Raw genomic sequence first — 20,222 nt, forward strand, 5'->3', positions numbered from 1 at the left:
CAAGGAGAATTAATCTCTCGAAGCAAAAGTGAAGGGAATTTCTGAAATGGAATTCAGTCTGTCTATATTTGACTATACTTTTACTAACTATATTTAATTTTGGTGTCTGGAGTTAAGTCTCATGCTAAAGTATCTGCCTGTTAAATTCCTGCGTTTTTTAGCGATTAGCTGTCTTGTCACGCTAATTTCTCTAGGATTTGACCGTTTACACCCCGTTAAAGCTAATCCCACCCTCATAGCTCAAAATGCTTGGGCCGGGGCCTCCTTCCCCGTGGAAAACTTTCAAACCTATACCTCTGGTTTCGGTTATCGTTCCTCTCCCATGGATGGCAGTCAACAATTTCATGCTGGTTTAGACATGGCCGCACCCTTAGGCAGTTATATTCGCAATTGGTGGACCGGCAGAATCGTCGAATTATCGGATCATACAGGCTGTGGCACCATGATTAAGATGCAATCCGGTCAATGGACACATATTTATTGTCATCTCATGGGTTCGGTTCAATCCGATAGCCGCGGCACTTTTTTGATTGATAGGTCAGGGGGAATCGTCCTTACCCTTGGTCAGGATATACCAGCAGGGGCGCGCATGGCTAGAGTGGGAATGAGCGGACGCACCACCGGACCACACCTGCACTGGGGACTGATGTACGGCAATCAATACGTTGACCCCGCTTTGGTTTTAAATGCTATGTACGGTTCTAATCCTTCGGGTAATAGTTAAGAGAATCTGCGATCGCATTCTGTTCAGAAAAAACATCGCTGCCCAGATTTAGTGAATAACGAGGGACACTGCTAGAATTAAGCTGATCGATTCAGGTATCTCCAGATAAAATGCGAATATTAACCCTTGTACCGGGAGGAATTAGCGATCAACTGCTGTTTTTTCCCACTCTAGAAACTCTCCGGCAAACTTACCCCCAAGGCAGCATCGATGTTTTGGTCGAACCTAGGGCCAAAGCTGCCTATCGTCTCTGTCCGCAGGTTAGGGAAGTGCTTTTATTTGACTATCGAGATCAGTACGGATTAGCGGATTATTTAAATATTTTGGGAGTAATTCGGGACCGGGAGTACGAAATCGCCATTAGTCTCACTAATCGTCCTGCTATCAATCTTTTACTCTGGTTAAATGGTGTTCCTAACCGTATAGGCTATGAAAATAATGGCAGCTGGTTCTTATCGGAACAAGTACCCCGGCCAAAGGAAGGCTATCTAGCGGATAATTATCACGATCTGGTCAAAGGGTTAAAGATTGCCCCACCCTGTCCACCTTTAAAAATAACCTTGAATCGGGATGATATCGATTGGGCGGAAATGGAGCAGAAACGCCTCGATATCAAGGATAGCGGCTATATTCTCCTCTACGCCGGCGGTAGCGATCTCAGCATCAGCCAAGGACTGGAAACGGTTTATCCCCTAGAGAGTTGGCTAGAAATTATCCAAGGCATTCGCCATCAACAACCGGATTTGCCAATTGTAGCGATCGAGGGAGATCTGGATGAAGCTTGGGTTTTAGCGCTCAAAGCCATGGATAATAACTTAAAAGTGTCCAGAACGGCCGATATCGGTAAAATGTCCGCCATGATCGCCGGTGCTAATTTATTGTTAGCTACCGAAAGTGTCCCTTTACAGTTAGCCGTGGCCGTGGGAACCTATACCCTCTCTCTGCTGGTTCCTTCGTTGCCTAAGAGAGTTTTACCGAGTGGGGGAGAGCTTCATCGATATATTGAAGCTAATACGGGAAAAGTCGCCGATATTACTCCCGAAACTGTCCTGAAAAAGATTTGGGGCCGGTAAAGAATCGGGTTTCGATCGCTTTTCTCGTGGTCGAAACCCGAAAAAAATCGGCATCAAGGCTCAATTTTGCGATTGAGATAACTGACTTTTCAACGATTCTAGGGAGGCCCAACGACCATCGATGGCAGTATTTTCCGGAAGAAAAAAATCGGGTGGTTGACAATTGGCTCCGCAGAGTTGACGGGGGGGCAAAGTTAGACATAACTGCTCGTATAACCACATTTGCGGGTCAAAATCCCCGTTAGGATCGAGGGTTTCCGAGAGGTCTTCGTAGGCTATTTCTCGCTCTAGAGGATAGGAGTTATCGTAGTCTTTATTTTTGTCTAGCCAGATTAATTCGGAAGTGTTTAATTGCAGACGATGATTATATTGTTGTAAACAGCGATCGCAGGTTAAGGTGACGATGGTTTCTGCTTTCACCGATACTTCCAAAAAATTGCCCCCATGTCTAACCAGCAAGGTCCCCCGCACTGGTGTCAAGGTTTCTAGACCGGGGATAAAATTATCGATGATGATCACTCTTTGTCGATCAGGAGATTTGAGGAGGTGGGGGATAAAAATAGTTTCCATAGATAACTCCTGTATCATTTATCGGTTATCGGGTGTCAACTGCGTTAGCGACGAGTTCCTTTATCAGCTTATCGCAGCCCCGACCTCTAGAGACATAGACCAGTCCTAGACTGTGGGAAGTGGGGTGTATTTTCAGTGAACAGTGAACAGTAAACAGTAATCAGTGAACTGAAAACTCACATCTGATAACTGATAACTGATAACTGCATTTGACAGGCTGTCTGTTGATCGAGCGAGAAAGTTTCCTCAGAATTGGGAGTATATGCACAAAGATACTCCTATGTCAACGGTTTTGAAAAATTTTCTTCCTTACCTCGGTCGATTGGTTATTGTTGCACTGCTCTGTTCGCTGGTGCTGGGGGGATGGCCTCGGCAGGGAAAAGCGGCTAAATCAGTACATTTATCCTACTGGATGCGATCGGGAATTGAACAACTAGAGGCGGGTAATTATCAGCAAGCTTTGCAGGATTTCAATCAGTCGATCGAACAGGAAAATAACTTGGCCCTAGCCTACAGTAATCGCTGTTTAACTCAGATTTATTTGCAGGATTATCTCCACGCTTGGCAGGACTGCACCCGCTCTTTACAACAGCAATCCGATAATTATCTAGCCTATTTCCATCGGGGTTTAGCTTTTTATCGTTTGGGAGATTATCCACAGGCGCTGACCGATTATAACCAGACTATCCGTTTAAAACCCACCTATTATCAAGCCTACTATAATCGGGGTTTAGTTCAGGCGACCATGAAAAATCATCCCCTTGCCCTAGCTGATTTTAATCAATCCTTGCGTCAAATTACTAACTGGCAACCCGACGCTTTAGCCACTATTTATAATGATCGAGGTTTATCTCATTTAGCCCTCCACAATTTTACCTCAGCCAAGGCGGATTTTAATCAAGCTCTCCGGTTAAATAAAAATAATGCCTCAGCCTACTATAATCTAGCTTGTACCGCTCACCAATTAGGTGAATACGAGCGCTCGATCGCCGATTTAAATCGGGCGATTGCCATCGATCCTTTTTATGCCGATGCTTATATTAGAAGGGGATTACTGCGGCATCAATTGGGTTATTATCAATCGGCTTTAGCGGATTTAAATCAAGGAGCAAATCACCTCTATCAACAGGGATTGCACCACAATTATCGGCAAATCCTCGCCCTAATCGAGCAGATTCACCAACAGTTACTTTCCTTACCATCTCCCATTGTTTAAAAGAGTGATCAATTTACAGAGGAAAGCGCTTCATGGCTGTGACGGCGAGACGGGCATTATCTTTAAGGACTTGGGAAACTCGGGGAATTTGGGGAATTTGCCAGAGAACATCGACGGTGCGCCGTAATAATCGCACTAGATCTCCCTCATCGAGGCTAGTATTTTCGCACAATTCCGGCCAGGATGTCCCCTGGGCCCAACGGGAGGCAATCCCCATCAGTTGGGTTTCTAACCAGACGGGAATAGTGATATCGTAGCGAGATTGAGCTTGATAGAGTAAACGGCGAACTTCTCGCAGACCGGGGGAATTTCCCTCTCCTTGCCGCAAAATATCGATAACTTCTGGCACAGGCGGGTAATTGCACCAAGTATCGGGGCGAGGGGGTTCCGTAATCATGGCGCTGATGGCGGCGGCTAGTTGGCTAGGAGTCAATCTGTCCAAATCTCCGGACATCATCGCTAATCCTAACCAGAGTTCATTTTCCCCGCGAATAGTGGCCGCCGCTTCTCCGAGGGGAGTGGGCAAATAACCCTCTAATGCTTGGAATTCTCGCAAAATCTCGATCAGATTCAGAAATTCTTCCCAGTAGTAGGATTTACGGGATTGTTGTTTCTGGTATTTAATCTGGGCTTTGTGTAACTTATCGCGAGCAATCTCTCGATCGTAGTATAATTTCATCAATCGCCCCGGATTTTTGCGTTTTTGCAGGGGATGAGCGGCAATTTGACTATTGACAATTTCAAGTCTTTGTGATTGTGTTTCCAGTTCCACCACCGGTGGGATGCCCTGCACTTGTTGGGGGATTAAATCGGCGATCGCCTGAGTATTTTCCTCACCCTTGCGCCAACCCCCTAGGGAAACTGCTTCCAGGGAAGGGGGTATTAGTTCGCCTAATTCCGCAGGAGAGAGAAAACCTCGATCGATCTCGCTAATATCGGCATAGGCGGCTAAATACCAGCGATTATCACTGCCTAAACAAACAAGGGTTCGCACTTGACCTGCCCCGTGCAGGGTATTGACAAAGATAGCGGGGACGGGGACGGGAACCTTAATATGTTTGCCCTTGAGGTGGAGGATAGTTCCGACGGGAATATTCGGCAATTTTAGATGTATTTCCTGTCTTTTCTGTGCTTCTGACTGACTAGCAAGGATTTTATACAGTCTTTCTTCCTCCCGCAGTCTTTCCCGTAGCTTTTCGTAACTGAAGACCTGCTCCCGTTCGATACCGGCTAATTCCATATCCAACTTAGCTAATTCGGTGGTTAAGGCGGTAATCTGTTGTCGTTCGGGGCTTAACTTCAAACGAGCGAGATATTCGGCGAAACTGCGCTCTAAGAGGTCTTTGGCCTCCTCTAGACTGTGTTTTTGCAGGAGATTTAAGACCATGCCGTAACTGGGCGCAAAACAGCTTTGCAGGGGTTCCGGTTGGGCGGTGGCCAGAAAAGCCGCTTCTTTTGCCCCTTCAAAGGGCGTTTGTACTGTCACCACATGGCCCACCGCATCCATTCCCCGACGACCAGCCCGGCCGGCAATCTGAACAAATTCCGAGGGAGTCAGCATACTATGGCCATCATCGGTGCGTTTGGAGAGGGCCGAGATGACGGTGGTGCGGGCGGGCATATTAATCCCGGCCGAGAGGGTAGCGGTGGCAAAAACCACCTTAATTAAACCGGCTTCAAAGAGTTGTTCGACTAATTCTTTCCAGAGGGGTAAAATCCCGGCATGGTGAACACCACAGCCCCGGGTGAGGGGTTCCACTTGGTCGGCGCGTACTAATTGGGAAGCACTGGCCAGGAATTCAAACAGTTGATTTTTCGTCTCGGGGTCGGCGGTTAAGAGGCGGAGGAGTTGATCGTCGGACTGGGGGTTATTAGCGAAAAAAGCCAGTAATTTTTGGTGTAGGGGCGGATTTTCGACGGCAAAGAAGGAAAGGGTCAGTTCTTGCAGATGGGGATTATCTTCTAGGAAGAAAATGAGTAAACGGTAGTAAATGGCTCTAGCTTCTTCTGGATTAACGAGATTGAGGTTTTTTAGCTCTCGAATCGCCTGATCGCAACCTTTGCGGCTGAAAATGACGTAAATGGCCGGGAGCATATCCTTGTCCCGCAGAGTGGTGACAATGGAGGCGATGGTGGGACAATCTTCTCGTTTTAAGCGTCGGGGTTTGCCTTGGCCGACTTTTGAGCGTAGTTTCGGGTTAACTTTGCTCTGTTTTGGGTCGAGCAGCGGGAATAATCCCTCTTTATTGGCGAAATAAAAGCGCAGGGGGACGGGGCGAAAATCGGAGTTAATTAGCTCACAGCTGGAGGTCTGCTTATTGTCGCCGGGTTGGGGCAGTTGCCGCACCCAGTTAATCCAGTCGGTGAGTTCTCCGGGGTTGCCGATGGTGGCGGAGAGGGCCACTAATTGGATACTAGGGGGACAGTAGATAATTGATTCTTCCCAAACGGTGCCGCGACCTCGATCGCTGATATAGTGACATTCATCGAGAACCAGGGTTTCCACGTTTTCTAGGGAAGTGCCTACCTCACCGATCGGGGTTTGATACAGCATATTGCGAAAAATTTCTGTAGTCATGACTACAATTAATGCTGAAGGATTGATCACCACATCGCCGGTAATCAATCCCACTTCGGCAAAGAGCAGCGGGGAATCCTCATCGCCATCGGTGGGGGTGCGACCGAATTTTTCTTGAAAATCCCGGAATTTTTGGTTAGAAAGAGCTTTCAGGGGAGTGGTGTAGAAAACCCGTTTGCCCCTTTCTAGGGCGCGATAGATAGCGTATTCTCCGATTAAAGTTTTGCCGGAACCCGTGGGAGCGCAGACAACCACTGATTTACCAGCAGCGAGAGCGGCGATCGCCGAGTGCTGGAAGTCGTCGAGTTTAAAGGGAAAAATGGTTTTGAGATCCAAAGAAGTAGGGTTAAGGGACTCTTTCACGTCAAGTCTAAGAGGAGAAATTTTTAAAATTGTGGCTATTCTGGCTGGCTTTTTTTATTCTAGTCGAAAAAAGCGGACTTCTAGAAACTAGGGACAAGCTTAACCTTTGGGGGTGATGCCCAATACCATCATACTTCATTTTTATCAGAAATGCTGTAAGCTAAGAGGTATTTAAACCGCTTATTCTTAGATTAGCCGAATCTCTCCCAATCCCTTTACTGTTGACTGTTGCCTCTTGCCTCGTCTGGCCCAAGCAATTTAAATTACGAACAGCTTATCACTAATAATTGTATCTCTATTTTCTCCTTAACTTGATTAGTTATACTTACTGATGATGATTAAATTTTCTGCTGAAGACTGTCTAGTTTTAGTTGTTGATGATGTCGGCAAAAATCTCCAATTAGCTGTGGGTATTCTTGATTCTGCTGGTTATGCCACCAGTTTTGCTAGTAGTGTTAAACAGGCAATAGAACGAGTAAAAACTGCTAATCCTGACCTAATTCTTCTTGACTTAATGATGCCAAATATGGAGGGAATAAAACTTTGTCGAAGACTAAAAACTGACACTTTATACGCTCATATACCAATTATCTTTGTGACAGATAGTAAGGAAAAAGAAGATATTCTCAATGCTTTTAATTCTGGGGCTGTGGACTATGTAAATAAACCCTTTTATAGTTGGGAACTGTTAGCCAGAGTTAAAATTCATCTAGAACTAAAAAAGACTCAAGAAGAACTGAAAAATATCAATTCTCAACTAGAAAAGCTAGTCAGAACTGATAGCCTAACTGGGGTAAATAATCGTCGAGAGATTCTCCACTTAGGGGAGAAAGAATTTCAACGATGTCGTCGTTATCATCGTTATTTTTCGGTTCTATTCATCGATATCGACCATTTTAAACATATTAACGATACCTTTGGTCATACCCTGGGAAACAAAACTTTAATTACTGTCGCTGGGGCAATTAAAACCTGTCTGCGTCAAGTGGATAGTTTTGGGCGCTTTGGGGGCGAGGAATTTGTCGCTGTTCTCCCAGAAACTAATCTTGAAGATGCTACTACCACAGCCCAGCGCATTTGTCAAGTAATTAACAAGTTAAATATTGAACTTGATCAACAAAAAGTGCGAGTTACTGCTAGTATCGGTGTGGCAACATTTAGCCCTCAAGATAATAATCTAGAAGAGGTGATCGAGCGGGCTGATCATGCCATGTTAGCCGCTAAAAATCAAGGCAGAAATCGGGTTATTGTAGGTAAAACAGTATGAAAAATTTGTTATTTATTCTTGGTTTTTTGCTCTTAGGTGTAGCCCCAAGTTTTAGCGCCGATCTCGATACGATTATACGCCGGGAAAAATTAATTGTCGCTGTCAAAAATAATCTCCCTCCCCTCGCTTTCCTTGATTCTCAGGGCAATCTGCAAGGATTGGAAATCGACATCGCTAAACGTCTAGCTGAAGAAATTCTCGGTTCTGACAGTGCTATTATTCTCAAACCCGTTAGTAATCAAGAGCGTTTACAGGTGGTTATTGATGATCGGGTGGATTTGGCGATCGCTCGTGTGGCGATTACTCCCGCACGTCAGCGCTTAGTGGATTTTAGCCCCTTTTATTACCTCGATAGCAGCGGTTTTGTGACGAAAAACCTGCTATTTCAGCGTTTAGAAGACCTAGCTAACTCTAGAATCGCCGTACTCAACGGCTCGACGACAATCGCCCTTGTGCGTTCCCATTTACCTAACGCTACCCTGCGCGGGGTTGCTTCCTATCAAGAAGCTTTAAATTTACTGGAAACGGGGGAAATAGAGGCTTTTGCGGCTGATAATAGCCTTTTAACCGGTTGGGTGCAGCAATTCCCCAATTATCGTCAATTACCGATCCAGTTGGGGGCGATCGCTCTAGGAGTCGTTCTCCCTAAAGGTTTACAGTACCAAAGTCTCCGAGAACGCGTCAATCAAGCGATCGAGCGGCTAGAATCCACCGGCTGGTTAGTAGAACGGGTGAACTATTGGGGCTTACCCCTGAGAATTCGGGAAATGGGGAGATAGGGTGTGGGGTGTGGGGTGTAGGAAGATGGGAGTTTTTTGCTGTGAGCAATGAACAGTAATCAGTGAACTGAAAACTGAAATCTGATAACTGATAACTGATAACTGATAACTGATCACTGATAACTGACTAAATCCTGCTATAATCTGATTGAATAAGTATAAAAATATTAATTGCTCGATCGCTAATTATGGAAGATACCCTGCCGCTTATTTACGTTTCTGGATTGCTAATTTTCGTGATTGGTTTAGGAATTTTTGTCATCGTGCAAATCTTTAAAACCCGTCGAGTAGAAGGAACCTTTAACAAGCTACAAAAGAAATTGCAAAAAGAAAAAGGTACAGCTAAAGAATACTATGAATTAGGGAGTCTTTATCTTGATAAAAAACTCTATGTTCAAGCATTGAGTTTACTACAAAAGGCTTTAAAAATCTCTGGGGAAGAAAGCATCGAACCAGAAAATCAAGCTCTAATCTACAATGCGCTCGGTTTTTCCTATTTTGCCCAAGAACAATTAGAATTAGCGATTCGTAACTACAAAGAAGCAATTAAACTTTATCCTCAATATTCGATCGCTCTCAATAATCTTGGCAATGTTTACGAAAAGAAACAAATGGCTAAAAAAGCTCTCGAAACCTACGAAGAAACTCTCAAATTTGATCCTAATAATACCGTGGCGAAAAAGCGAGCCGAATCCCTGCGTAAACGCTTCGCCGAATCGAAATAGTTTTGACGACTATCAAATTCTTTTTAGAGAGCGAAGAATCTTCGCTCTCTTTCTTTATTTCAAGCCATAAAACAAGACAATTAAAACTGGGGTTAAAATCGTCAAAATTAAATTTAGGGGCGCACCCAAACGGGTAAAATCGAGGAATTTATAGCCCCCGGGTGCATAAACCATAGTGTTAGTTTGATAGCCAATCGGTGTTAGATAACTATTAGAAGCAGCAAAGGTGACAGCATACATAAAAGCCAAAGGATTTAAACCCAAAGTTTTCGCCACTTCCACGGCGACGGGAATCATTAAAACCACGGCGGCGTTATTAGAGAGGATTTCGGTTAAAACTGAAGTAATCAGATAGAAGAAAACTAAGATCCAAAACCCCGAAAGATTGCCGCCGATAGCCACTAAATTATCTGCCAACCATTTAGTCGTTCCTGAGTTATCCATGGCAGTACCCAGGGGAATTAAACCCGCTAATAAAAAGATAATATCCCAACGAATGGAACCATAGACTTCCCCCGGTTTTAGACAGCCAGTAATTACCATTAAAACCACCCCAACTAAACTGGTGACGAGAATCGGTTGAATATCAAAAGCGGCAATAATAATCACCAACAAAGTAATCATTAAAGCAATAATGCCCTTATCCTGTCGCAATGATTCAATTTCTTTCTCTTCTAAAACTAATAATTCTCGCGTGGTTTGTAAACCAATAAAACTCTGTTTTGGTCCTTGAACCAAGAGCAAATCGCCAAACTTTAAAGGAATTTTTCCTAATCTTCCTTGCAGTAATTCTGAACCACGCCGAATCGCCAAAACCGTGGCGTTATAACGCTGACGGAATTTCAAATCTTTTAAAGTTGTCCCAATTAAACGGGAATTAGAGAGAATCAAAACCTCGGCTAATTTTTCCTCACCTGTAGTAATTGCCGATTCAATATCTTCTTTCTGAAATTTGACATCGGCAAAGATTTCTAATCCCCGTTCATCTTTAATTTTTAATAGTTCTTCCCGACTACTGTGAACGATTAAAATATCGCCAGCATTGAGAACTTTATCAGCTAAAGGTTGGGATAAATGTACCTTATTTCTGATTAATTCCAACACATCAAAATTAAACTTTCTTTGTAGTCCACTTTGGGATAAAGTTTGACCGATAAGATTAGAACGAGGGGTAATAACTACCTCACTCAGATATACTTTAGAACCATAATCATCCTCTAAAAATTCCCCGGTGGAAGATTTGCGATCGGGTAGTAATTTCGGAGCAAAAATTGTTAAATAAATCAAACCTGCCAAAAAAGTAACTACTCCCAAAGCAGTGAATTGAAATAAACTAAATTCCCCATAACCCAGCTTGGCAGAAATACCACTAGCGAGAATGTTAGTAGAAGTTCCCACCACGGTAATCATCCCCGCTAAAACCGTCGCGTAGGAAAGGGGAATTAATAACTTAGAAGGAGAAATTTTTTGTTTTTTACACCAATCTTCAACGATGGGTAAAAAGATTGCCACCACTGCCGTGTTATTAATAAAAGCACTAATTGGCCCCACTAATGCCCCTAGGACAAATACCTGTTGGTGGGGATTTTTTCCCCCCCAAACCAGCAAGCGATCGCGAATTACTTGAATCACTCCCGTGCGGGTAATTCCAGCACTAAGCACAAACATCGCCATCACCGTCACCGTGGCAGAATTACTAAATCCCGCGATACCTTCTTCGGGAGTAACTAAACCCAAAAGAATGAGGACAATAGCCACGCATAAAGCGGTTAAATCTACTGGTAGCCATTCCGCCACGAAAGCGACTAAAGCAACGACTAAAACCGTTAAAGTCAGAATAATTGGTGTTGGCATTGATTTATTTTTTCGTCATGAACCAGCGAATAAATAACTTCTCCAACTCAATCCAAACAAACATTAAGGCACTAAATCCAAAACAGATTAATAATTCTGTGCCACTAATCCATTGAGTGCCGAAGAAGTTTTGTAGGGGAGGAGCATAAATTAACAACAATTGTAGGATCGTTGTCAAGCCCACGGCGGCGATAATGTAAGGATTAGAGAAGGGATTCATTTGCACAGCTAACTGGGTATGGGAACGCACCGCTAAAGCATGACCCATTTGTGCTAAACAGAGGGTAGTAAATACCATAGTTTTCCAACGTCCAGGATCTCCGATTTCGGGGGTTGCCTGAGTATATTGGTAAGCCCAGTACATCATAATAATGGTGAGAATGGCAAAGACGATGCCGATGCGAATCATATACCAACCCAAACCGCGGGCGAAAATGCTTTCCCGGGGGCTAAAAGGTGGACGTTTCATCACATTAGGTTCGGCGGGTTCCATTGCCAGAGCAAGAGCCGGTAAACCGTCGGTGACAAGGTTCATCCAGAGGATTTGCAAGGGAGAAAGGGGTACACCGCCTAAACCGAGCAGAGGAGCCGCTGCAATCGTTAAAACCTCGCCAATATTACTGCCGAGAATGTATTTAATAAAGCGCCGAATGTTACTGTAAACCACGCGCCCTTCTTCAGTGGCAGCGACGATGGTGGCAAAATTATCATCCAGCAAAATCATATCACTGGCTTCTTTGCTGACATCGGTTCCGGTAATGCCCATGGCGATACCGATATCCGCTTGTTTTAGTGCCGGAGCATCGTTCACCCCGTCCCCCGTCATGGCGACGAATTTGCCCCGTTTTTGCAAAGCTTGTACGATTCTCAGCTTATGTTCGGGAGAAACACGAGCATAGACGCTCACACCATCTACCTCTCCCTCTAGGTCATTCTGAGACATTTTTTCTAATTCTTTACCCGTGATTACTCGCTCCCCGACAGCAGCAATGCCTAATTCAATGGCGATCGCCTTGGCCGTTAGTTGGTGATCTCCGGTAATCATAATCGGACGAATTCCCGCTTGACGACAGAGAGCAACCGCTTCTTTAACTTCTTTGCGGGGTGCATCGAGCATTCCCACCAATCCCAACCAAACCAGGGATTGTTCCTCACTATCTTCTTTTTCCACTTCTGGCACTTCTGTCATCGGTTTATAGGAAAAACCTAAGACTCGTAGGCCATTACCCGCCATTTCGTCATTTTGTGCCAAAATACGGCTTCTTTGTTCAGCTGTTAAGGGTTGACTTTCCGCCCCAACTTGGATCAGAGAACAACGTTCGAGAATTAATTCCGGTGAGCCTTTGGTAAACATTAAATAGGCAGAATCCCCCAAACCTAACTGGGCATTCTCACAGATTACTGACATTCTCTTTCTTTCGGAAGAAAAGGGAAATTCGCCTAAACGAGGGCTTTTTGGCTGCAATGCTTCCCGATATAGTCCTCCTTTACCCGCTAACGTCAGTAAAGCTCCTTCGGTGGGATCGCCTAAAATTAACCATTCTTGCTCTTTATTTTGCAAAAGTGCATCATTACACAGCACACAAGCCGTTAAAATTGCCTGTAGTTCGGGATCACTTTCACTAGCACCACTAAACTCACCGATGGGCGCGTAACCTTCCCCCGTGACAGTAATTGTCTGCGCGGAAGTATTAACTTTCTGTACCACCATTTTATTTTGAGTTAAAGTTCCGGTTTTATCGGAGCAAATCGTCGTTACCGAGCCTAAAGTTTCCACTGCCGGCAATTTACGGATTAAAGCTTGTCTTCTCACCATTCTTTGGGTTCCAATTGCCAATGTCACCGTTACCACTGCCGGTAAACCTTCGGGAACAACGGCCACAGCCATACTGAGGGAAGTTTCGAGGAATGATTCAAAAAACTGCCAACCAAAGCGAATTACACCGCCAAGGACGACTACCGCCACTAAAGCTAGGGAACTACTCACTAAAACGTTACCTAACTGCGACATTCGCCGCTGTAGGGGAGTTGGTTCACTTTCTACTCCTTGCAACAAAGCGGCGATTTTCCCGATTTCCGTATCCATTCCCGTCTTGGTAATCGCCACTTTACCCCGCCCCTGTACTACTTCAGTACCCTGATAGACGAGGTTAATGCGATCGCCTAAAGAGGCATCTTCCGGTAAAACCTTCTGTGCTTGTTTATTCACCGATTCCGCTTCACCCGTGAGGGCAGCTTCGCGGATTTGCAGGTTTTGTGCTTCTAATAATCTGCCATCGGCGGCAATTTGTACCCCCGCTTCCAGTAACATGATATCCCCGGGGACAAGTTCCTTGGCCGCCACTTCAAAGGTGCTACCATTACGGATAACCCGGACTTTCGGCGATGATAACTGCTTAAGGGCTGCTAAAGCCTTTTCTGCCCGACTTTCCTGGAAATATCCTAAAATACCGTTTAAAATAACAATTGTAAAAATAGCGATCGCGTCTTTGGGAAATTCCCCTTTTTTCAGGTCCAAAACTGCCGAAACCACCGCCACGGCAATCAGCATCACTAACATAATGTTAGTAAACTGTTCCCATAAAATCACTAACGGGCTACGTCCCCCCGTTTCTTTTAGTTCATTTAACCCGAAAATATCCTTTCTTTTAACAATTTCCGCCTCGATTAAGCCGGTTTCCCCATTGGTTCTCAGTATTTCTAGGGTTTGTTCGCCAGTTAAATTATGCCAAGCACGATTATTCTCTATTTCCGAGACTTGGGGGGACGTAGTGGGAAAAGTCATAGCGATTGATTGAAGAGGGTGTACGCGTGAACTAAAAAGGTGAGCGAGTTAAGCTAATTACATATCACAATATCAGTTATCAGTTATCAGTGAGCATTGGGGAGAAGGGTATGGGGTGTGGGGAAGTGGGGAAATGGGGAGGTAGGGAAATGGGGAACACCAGAGCACCGTAGCACCGGAGTACCGGAGAAAAAAGCTGATAGCTAATAAGCTGAAAAAAATGTAACGAAATGTGAAGTATAATAGCGAATGTGATAAAGACAAGACATTAGAGAGTAGATAGGAAACGATGCGAGTTGCGATCGCTGGTGCGGGACTAGCCGGATTATCTTGTGCGAAATACCTTGTCGATGTGGGACATACGCCCATCGTACTGGAACGTCGCGATGTATTAGGGGGAAAAATTGCCGCTTGGAAAGATGCTGATGGGGACTGGTACGAAACCGGTTTACATATCTTCTTTGGCGCTTATCCCAATATGCTGCAATTATTCCAAGAATTAGGCATAGAAGATCGCCTACAGTGGAAAGAACACTCGATGATCTTCAATCAGCCGGAAAAACCTGGGACTTATTCGCGGTTTGACTTCCCAGATATTCCCGCCCCAATTAACGGTATTGTTGCCATTCTCCGCAATAATGATATGTTAACTTGGGAGGAAAAAATTAAATTTGGACTCGGTTTAATTCCTGCCATTGTTAAAGGCCAAAGTTACGTCGAGGAGATGGATAAATATTCTTGGTCGGAATGGTTAGAGAAACAAAACATACCGCCTAGGGTAGAAAAAGAAGTGTTTATCGCTATGTCGAAAGCCCTAAACTTTATCGATCCTAACGAGATTTCCGCCACAATTCTACTAACAGCCCTCAACCGCTTTTTACAGGAGAAAAACGGCTCAAAAATGGCTTTTCTCGACGGTTCACCCCCGGAAAGACTCTGCCAACCTTTAGTCGATTACATCACCGCTAGAGGTGGAGAAGTGCGCTTAAATGCCCCTTTAAAAGAGATACTCTTAAATGAAAATGGCACAGTTAAAGCCTTCTTAATGCGCGGTTTAGACGGTGGGGAAGATTATCTTTTTGAAGCCGATCTTTATGTGTCTGCAATGCCTGTAGATCCTTTAAAAGTTTTACTACCTAAACCTTGGCAAGAAGATAAATTCTTTCAAAAATTAGAAGGATTAGAAGGGGTTCCCGTCATTAATTTACACCTCTGGTTTGATCGCAAACTAACCGACATCGATCATTTATTATTCTCCCGTTCGCCCTTACTCAGTGTTTATGCTGACATGAGCAACACCTGTAAAGAATACGCTAACCCCGATCGCTCGATGCTAGAATTAGTTCTCGCTCCTGCTCAGGATTGGATTAGCAAATCCGATGAAGAAATTATCGCCGCCACGATGAAAGAACTAGAAAAACTCTTTCCCCAACATTTTACTGGCGATAATCCCAGTCAATTGTTAAAATATCATCTGGTGAAAACTCCCCGATCAGTTTATAAAGCCACCCCTGGCCGACAAGCTTATCGACCTTCTCAAAAAACTCCGATCGAGAATTTTTATCTCGCCGGTGACTATACCATGCAAAAATATTTAGGAAGCATGGAAGGAGCAGTTTTATCGGGGAAATTAGCGGCAGCAGTGATCAGCAAAGATCACCCCGCAGCACCGCTAAACCTGAATAAAACCCAATCTACACCAGTGTCCAGCGCTCGTTAATTCTCTGGCTAGGGACTAATGACGAAAATGGCCTTGAGTGAGACAATGCTATATCATTAGCCACAGTTCGCCGTTAATCTAAGTCAATCATTCCGCCCCAGCAGAATGCTCCAATTGCCAAAACCGACCCACCCCACCAAACCCCTCGTCTCCCTTGCGGAGTCCTACGAACTCTGTCGCCGGATTACAGAGAAGTATTCCAAAACGTTTTATCTCGGTACTCTCCTGATGCCGAAAGCAAAACGTCAAGCGATCTGGGCAATTTATGTCTGGTGTCGTCGTACCGATGAACTGGTCGATGGACCCCAAGCCCGGTTAACTACACCTGAAACCCTTGATTTATGGGAAAAACAGCTAGAAACCGTCTTTTCTGGGGTTGCCCTTGAGGATGCCGATGTCGCTCTCGTGGATACTCTAGAAAAGTTCCCCATGGATATCCAACCCTTTCGGGATATGATCGCCGGGCAACAGATGGATCTCTATCGCAGTCGTTATCAAACCTTTGATGAACTAAAACTGTACTGCTATCGGGTGGCGGGGACGGTGGGGTTAATGTCCAGCGCGGTGTTAGGATTGGAAGATGGCGATCGCTCTGCTCCTTGGCGGCGCAATCAAAGCGTCTATATTCCCCAAGAAGAAGCGATCGATCTCGGTATTGCCAATCAATTAACCAATATTTTGCGGGATGTGGGGGAAGATGCCCATCGTGGGCGGATTTATCTACCTTTAGAGGATTTAGAGCGTTTTAACTACAGCGAAGACGATTTACTCAAAGGGGTTAATGATCACCGTTGGCAGGCGTTAATGCGCTTCCAAATTGAGCGCGCTCGTTATTACTACGATTCCGCCGAAAGGGGGATTCGCGCCCTTAATCCCGATTCCCGTTGGCCGGTTTGGGCGGCTTTACTGCTTTATCAAGGCATTTTAGACGTAATTGAAGCAAATAACTACGATGTCTTCGCCCGTCGTGCCTTCGTGCCTTTAGCCAAGAAAATGCTCTATTTACCCGTGGCTTGGTTGCGATCGCAAGCCTTATAAAAAGGCGACGGGTTTTATCGCTTACCGACTCCACCCGTCAAATCTTGACGATTAAGTTTTCCCAATTGAGCTGCTTAACTTGGGTTGGGTTTTTCAGCGGGATTTAGGAGTCACCAACCAGAAAAGTCCGGTTTCCGTGCAGGGAACATCTCGATCGCTTTCGTAAACCACAAGACTGTCTTGCCGATCCAAAACTAACGCTTCTCCTAGACGGACGTAGGAGATAAACGGGACAAGATAGCGGACGACAGGCTCATCGCTACAGGACGGCAACACCCGATCGTTAAAATACTCGTATCCCACATCCTCGACGCTTTCATAGTAGGGGATGCTGAGATCATTGATCGCTTTCCCCGGAAAACGTTCTCGGATAGCTGACCGGAGAAATTCTGGCAGCGATCAATCGGGCGATATTGACATCCTCGCCGCCGTAAAACGGACGGCGAGGATGTCAATTCTCATGACACATCAACATATCCTTCTCAAACTCAATGATGGAATTTTCGATACTAAACCAGAAGTCGTTAACGAAGTCAAACGCCTGCAACAAACCCTAAAAGATTGGGGAACTTTAGCGGCGAATGAATCAATAGATGGAAAGTTCGGACCGAAAACTGACGAAGCCGTTAAGCGTTTTCAAGGGAAACACTCTCTCACACAGGATGGTATAGTGGGTCGAAATACCTGGGCGGCACTCTTGAAAGTGCCACTATCAGAAATAGATATTATCCCTCGCCCCAGTGGTGGCCCAGGTCAGGGGAATTCACCATTTTCAGGAAATAAAGGGATAATTCACAATGAACTGATAAGTCATGGATTTTCTGCCGTACAATGTGCAGCAATTCTGGGTTGTGTACAGCAAGAATCTTCATTTAATCCCAATGCAAAAGAACAAGGACCTCCGCGTCAGGGGTTAGGATTATTTCAATGGAGTTTTGACCGAAAAAAAGGAATGCCTCCAATCACGAATAATGTTGCTACTGACATTCGCAATCAAGTCAATTATTTCATTCACGAATTAGAGACCACAGAAAAAAAAGCTGAAAACACTTTACGTTCTGCCACAACCCTACCGCAAGCAATGCAAGGAATGAAAGAATATGAACGATTCGGAATTGCGGGAAATCGCGAAAAGTTTGCACAACAAATCTTAAAGGAACTCACATAGTCATCAGTAAGCGATGATCTGTTTTTGAAGTTCTCTAGATTTGATTTGCTGATAAAACTCTAGGAGAGGGAGATAATGACATTGTAGTTTACGAGGAAATTAACTCTAGTTTTAACAAGGTTATTATCATCTTCTCCTGATAAGCGAAAAGTCAGACTATTACTATGATATGAAATCAACATTCCCTTTAACGGCAATTCTCATTTTTTTGAGTGTTCCGACCTTTTCCCTCAAATCACAAGCTGCTCCTCCACCTACTAAAGTAGGACAGTGTAGCAACACTTTTGTTTCTAAGGTAATGACTAGATTACAAGATGCAGTTACCAAGAAACCGATCTTGGGTTCGGGAACATCAATTGAATTTACTAACGGAATCTATCTGGTTTCTTATGACACGGTTCCTGAAGCCGAATCTTCTAAGCCTAGAGATCCCGTAAAATTGTGTTTAATTTCAATTCCCCAAAACTGCCCTCCTGGTGACAATCGAGGAAAAGTTTATACCGTAACTAACCTCAGAACCAAAAAAACATTCACGCTTCCAGATTCTCAGCATAGTTGTGGAGGAGCATAAACAGGTTTATTTTTCAATCCTCTAAACTATTCTAATTTTAACTTACTCTAACTAAGGAGAACAAAAAAATGCCTTTTACTGCCAAAGTGATTACAACTAATGAATGGGGAGCAAGACCAGCCGGTACCTTTGATAAAACAGTGCCTAAATTTATCGTGATTCACCATACCGATAATCAGAATCCCCCTAACGATGCCTCAAAGGGAACAATACATGGAGCTAAACAATTAGCTCGTGATATTCAAGAATTTCACATGGATAATAGAGGCTGGAGTGATTCTGGACATAATTTTCTGAATACAACTGGAGGAATTCTTCTAGAAGGAAGACATGGAACTCTTGATGCAGTCAAACAAGGAATGTGCGTTCAATCTGCCCATGCTCGCCAAGACGGAAACCGACTTGCTGGCGGTAATAAGTGTCCTGGAATTGAAAATGAAGGCAACTTCATGACTTTTCACATGGGACAAAAACAGTGGGATAGTCTAGTAGAATTATGCGTTTCTTTATGTAGCTCTTGCAACATTAGCCCCAAGAATATTCGAGGACATCGAGAGTTTAGTAATACTGATTGTCCGGGGGATTGGTTATTTAGTCAATTACCTCGTTTACAACAGGAAGTTGCTAATAAATTAGGTAGCACAGTTGAAGAAGATGAACCCTTACTTAAACTAGGTTCAATTGGTCAAGATGTTATTGAACTTCAACAAAAACTAACAGATAAAGGCTTTTCTCCGGGGGCAATAGATGGAGATTTTGGAGAAAATACCAAGCAAGCTGTTATTGCTTTTCAACGTTCTGTTGGACTAACTGCTGATGGTATTGTTGGACCTCGTACTCGCAAAGCTTTAGGTTTATAGGCTTAATTTGATGTGTAATTAATTCTATCGAGGTACTTATGACTAGAAAATTTATCGCCTGTAAACAACAAGTCTTCAATCGTGGAGTACCCCCTGATTCGTTTCTGAATGAATTGATTGATTGGGCCAAGCAAGCTCCAGATGAGATCTTCACGCCGAATGATAAACACGACATTTACTCCAACGTCAAACCAGAACTCGGACTTTGGCAAGGTGTCCTACACCGCAAGGCAGTCATGCTGGAGGTACTGAGGGTGCTTGGCGGCTTCGAGAGTTCATGGAACTGGAACGAAGGAAGGGACACGACGAATCCTGACTCCAACACCCCCTGCTCGGAAGAAGCTGGAATTTTTCAATGCTCAGGCGATTCGATGGATTTTGACCCTAGCTTGAAAAAGTTGCTCAAAGATACTTCTGACAAGACGGATTGCGAAACGTTTATCAAAGTCTCGAAAAGCAACCACAAATTCGCTATCGAGTATTGCGCCAGACTTCTGCGGTTTACCGTCAACCATCACGGACCTGTAAAACGAAAGGAAATTAATCCTTGGTTGAAACGCAATGCGGTGGTGGAGTTTCAGGGTTTTCTATCTGATTGAATTTCTGTAAGGGGGTACTAACCCCCCTCAATTTCAAGCTGACGACAAGGAGACTACTCCATGAAAAATCGGCGTTGCTGAATCAAGGTATGAATGTCAACTGTGCAGGTTCCCGTGCAAAAGTTAGTTTGGCTCTAGGTTTTAAAAATACTAGAAAAGAAGATTCATATCTCAAATCAGCAACTCCAGAAGTGGTTTAGTAGTGCCGAATTCTCGTTCCCAATCATTTAGGAGGTAGGAAAGTTGACATCCTCACCGCCGTAAAACGGACGGTGATTCCCAAACCTCACGATTTAGGTTTCTGCTTCTTTCCCTTGCGGGGTTCCGCACCT

16 protein-coding genes and 1 pseudogene are annotated in these 20,222 nt (G+C 44.4%); 12 read left to right on the forward strand and 5 right to left on the reverse strand.

Annotated features, from left to right (window positions below; all coding sequences use genetic code 11):
* Positions 1 to 121 precede the first annotated feature (121 nt).
* The gene (locus BGL89_RS19360) at positions 122 to 724 is read left to right on the forward strand and encodes a M23 family metallopeptidase (RefSeq protein WP_286827153.1); all 603 of its coding nucleotides are present in this window, start codon (positions 122 to 124) and stop codon (positions 722 to 724) included.
* Between the two features lie 110 nt (positions 725 to 834).
* Positions 835 to 1,797 (forward strand): glycosyltransferase family 9 protein, encoded by a 963-nt coding sequence (locus BGL89_RS19365; RefSeq protein WP_286827154.1) that lies wholly within the window; start codon positions 835 to 837, stop codon positions 1,795 to 1,797.
* Between the two features lie 60 nt (positions 1,798 to 1,857).
* Here BGL89_RS19365 and BGL89_RS19370 read toward each other — a convergent pair whose 3' ends face one another.
* On the reverse strand, positions 1,858 to 2,367 hold the full coding sequence (locus BGL89_RS19370) for a YceD family protein (protein WP_286827155.1): 510 nt from the start codon (positions 2,365 to 2,367) through the stop codon (positions 1,858 to 1,860).
* A 262-nt stretch (positions 2,368 to 2,629) separates the two neighbouring features.
* On the opposite strand from BGL89_RS19370, the gene BGL89_RS19375 reads away from it, so the two are divergent.
* Entirely contained in the window at positions 2,630 to 3,583 is a 954-nt protein-coding gene (locus BGL89_RS19375; protein WP_286827156.1) for a tetratricopeptide repeat protein, read from the forward strand.
* Positions 3,584 to 3,596: 13 nt separating this feature from the next.
* Here BGL89_RS19375 and BGL89_RS19380 read toward each other — a convergent pair whose 3' ends face one another.
* Complete coding sequence (locus tag BGL89_RS19380; RefSeq protein ID WP_286827157.1) at positions 3,597 to 6,524, reverse strand: DEAD/DEAH box helicase; 2,928 nt, start codon at positions 6,522 to 6,524, stop codon at positions 3,597 to 3,599.
* A 334-nt stretch (positions 6,525 to 6,858) separates the two neighbouring features.
* Here BGL89_RS19380 and BGL89_RS19385 point away from each other — a divergent pair, with 334 nt between their 5' ends.
* From BGL89_RS19385 to BGL89_RS19395, 3 genes are all read left to right on the forward strand, one after another.
* Positions 6,859 to 7,791, forward strand: a complete 933-nt coding sequence (locus tag BGL89_RS19385) for a GGDEF domain-containing response regulator (RefSeq protein ID WP_286827158.1) — start codon at positions 6,859 to 6,861, stop codon at positions 7,789 to 7,791.
* The gene (locus BGL89_RS19390; protein WP_286827159.1) at positions 7,788 to 8,570 is read left to right on the forward strand and encodes a transporter substrate-binding domain-containing protein; all 783 of its coding nucleotides are present in this window, start codon (positions 7,788 to 7,790) and stop codon (positions 8,568 to 8,570) included. Before BGL89_RS19385 ends, BGL89_RS19390 begins: the two co-directional genes overlap by 4 nt.
* 188 nt (positions 8,571 to 8,758) lie before the next feature.
* A complete protein-coding gene (locus BGL89_RS19395) occupies positions 8,759 to 9,295 on the forward strand; it encodes a tetratricopeptide repeat protein (protein ID WP_286827160.1) in 537 nt (178 codons plus the stop codon).
* 54 nt (positions 9,296 to 9,349) lie between these two features.
* Here BGL89_RS19395 and BGL89_RS19400 read toward each other — a convergent pair whose 3' ends face one another.
* On the reverse strand, positions 9,350 to 11,149 hold the full coding sequence (locus BGL89_RS19400) for an SLC13 family permease (RefSeq protein WP_286827161.1): 1,800 nt from the start codon (positions 11,147 to 11,149) through the stop codon (positions 9,350 to 9,352).
* Between the two features lie 4 nt (positions 11,150 to 11,153).
* Positions 11,154 to 13,934 carry a cation-translocating P-type ATPase gene (locus tag BGL89_RS19405; protein WP_286827163.1) on the reverse strand — a complete coding sequence of 927 codons (2,781 nt, stop codon included), beginning with the start codon at positions 13,932 to 13,934 and terminating at the stop codon, positions 11,154 to 11,156.
* A 289-nt stretch (positions 13,935 to 14,223) separates the two neighbouring features.
* On the opposite strand from BGL89_RS19405, the gene pds reads away from it, so the two are divergent.
* Positions 14,224 to 15,654, forward strand: coding sequence for a 15-cis-phytoene desaturase (gene pds, locus BGL89_RS19410; protein ID WP_286827164.1), 1,431 nt, complete (start codon positions 14,224 to 14,226; stop codon positions 15,652 to 15,654).
* 105 nt (positions 15,655 to 15,759) lie between these two features.
* Positions 15,760 to 16,692 (forward strand): 15-cis-phytoene synthase CrtB, encoded by a 933-nt coding sequence (crtB, locus tag BGL89_RS19415; RefSeq protein ID WP_286827165.1) that lies wholly within the window; start codon positions 15,760 to 15,762, stop codon positions 16,690 to 16,692.
* A gap of 93 nt (positions 16,693 to 16,785) precedes the next feature.
* On the opposite strand, the pseudogene BGL89_RS19420 reads toward crtB, so the two are convergent.
* A pseudogene (locus tag BGL89_RS19420) lies at positions 16,786 to 17,088 on the reverse strand (hypothetical protein); the annotation flags it as partial.
* Here BGL89_RS19420 and BGL89_RS19425 point away from each other — a divergent pair.
* The 4 genes from BGL89_RS19425 to BGL89_RS19440 all read left to right on the forward strand — a co-directional run bounded on the left by BGL89_RS19425 (position 17,021) and on the right by BGL89_RS19440 (position 19,890).
* On the forward strand, positions 17,021 to 17,860 hold the full coding sequence (locus BGL89_RS19425; RefSeq protein ID WP_286827168.1) for a phage tail tip lysozyme: 840 nt from the start codon (positions 17,021 to 17,023) through the stop codon (positions 17,858 to 17,860). The pseudogene BGL89_RS19420 and the gene BGL89_RS19425 sit on opposite strands and share 68 nt — an antisense overlap.
* A 169-nt stretch (positions 17,861 to 18,029) precedes the next feature.
* Positions 18,030 to 18,431, forward strand: coding sequence for a hypothetical protein (locus tag BGL89_RS19430; RefSeq protein ID WP_271990293.1), 402 nt, complete (start codon positions 18,030 to 18,032; stop codon positions 18,429 to 18,431).
* A 68-nt stretch (positions 18,432 to 18,499) separates the two neighbouring features.
* Positions 18,500 to 19,291 (forward strand): peptidoglycan recognition protein family protein, encoded by a 792-nt coding sequence (locus BGL89_RS19435; RefSeq protein WP_286827169.1) that lies wholly within the window; start codon positions 18,500 to 18,502, stop codon positions 19,289 to 19,291.
* Between the two features lie 38 nt (positions 19,292 to 19,329).
* Positions 19,330 to 19,890: a hypothetical protein gene (locus BGL89_RS19440; protein WP_286827170.1), complete on the forward strand. Its 561-nt coding sequence runs from the start codon at positions 19,330 to 19,332 to the stop codon at positions 19,888 to 19,890.
* Positions 19,891 to 20,222 lie beyond the last annotated feature (332 nt).

The sequence above is a fragment of the Microcystis sp. LSC13-02 genome (genome assembly GCA_002282935.1).
Taxonomy (GTDB): Bacteria; Cyanobacteriota; Cyanobacteriia; order Cyanobacteriales; family Microcystaceae; genus Microcystis.

Coding starts and splice junctions, on each gene's coding strand:
- BGL89_RS19395 (WP_286827160.1), top strand. CDS start 8,759: ATGGAAGATACCCTGCCGCTTATTTACGTTTCTGGATTGCTAATTTTC.
- crtB (WP_286827165.1), top strand. CDS start 15,760: ATGCTCCAATTGCCAAAACCGACCCACCCCACCAAACCCCTCGTCTCC.
- BGL89_RS19400 (WP_286827161.1), bottom strand. CDS start 11,149: ATGCCAACACCAATTATTCTGACTTTAACGGTTTTAGTCGTTGCTTTA.
- BGL89_RS19385 (WP_286827158.1), top strand. CDS start 6,859: ATGATTAAATTTTCTGCTGAAGACTGTCTAGTTTTAGTTGTTGATGAT.
- BGL89_RS19370 (WP_286827155.1), bottom strand. CDS start 2,367: ATGGAAACTATTTTTATCCCCCACCTCCTCAAATCTCCTGATCGACAA.
- BGL89_RS19430 (WP_271990293.1), top strand. CDS start 18,030: ATGAAATCAACATTCCCTTTAACGGCAATTCTCATTTTTTTGAGTGTT.
- pds (WP_286827164.1), top strand. CDS start 14,224: ATGCGAGTTGCGATCGCTGGTGCGGGACTAGCCGGATTATCTTGTGCG.
- BGL89_RS19440 (WP_286827170.1), top strand. CDS start 19,330: ATGACTAGAAAATTTATCGCCTGTAAACAACAAGTCTTCAATCGTGGA.
- BGL89_RS19425 (WP_286827168.1), top strand. CDS start 17,021: ATGCTGAGATCATTGATCGCTTTCCCCGGAAAACGTTCTCGGATAGCT.
- BGL89_RS19405 (WP_286827163.1), bottom strand. CDS start 13,934: ATGACTTTTCCCACTACGTCCCCCCAAGTCTCGGAAATAGAGAATAAT.
- BGL89_RS19375 (WP_286827156.1), top strand. CDS start 2,630: ATGCACAAAGATACTCCTATGTCAACGGTTTTGAAAAATTTTCTTCCT.
- BGL89_RS19390 (WP_286827159.1), top strand. CDS start 7,788: ATGAAAAATTTGTTATTTATTCTTGGTTTTTTGCTCTTAGGTGTAGCC.
- BGL89_RS19365 (WP_286827154.1), top strand. CDS start 835: ATGCGAATATTAACCCTTGTACCGGGAGGAATTAGCGATCAACTGCTG.
- BGL89_RS19435 (WP_286827169.1), top strand. CDS start 18,500: ATGCCTTTTACTGCCAAAGTGATTACAACTAATGAATGGGGAGCAAGA.
- BGL89_RS19360 (WP_286827153.1), top strand. CDS start 122: ATGCTAAAGTATCTGCCTGTTAAATTCCTGCGTTTTTTAGCGATTAGC.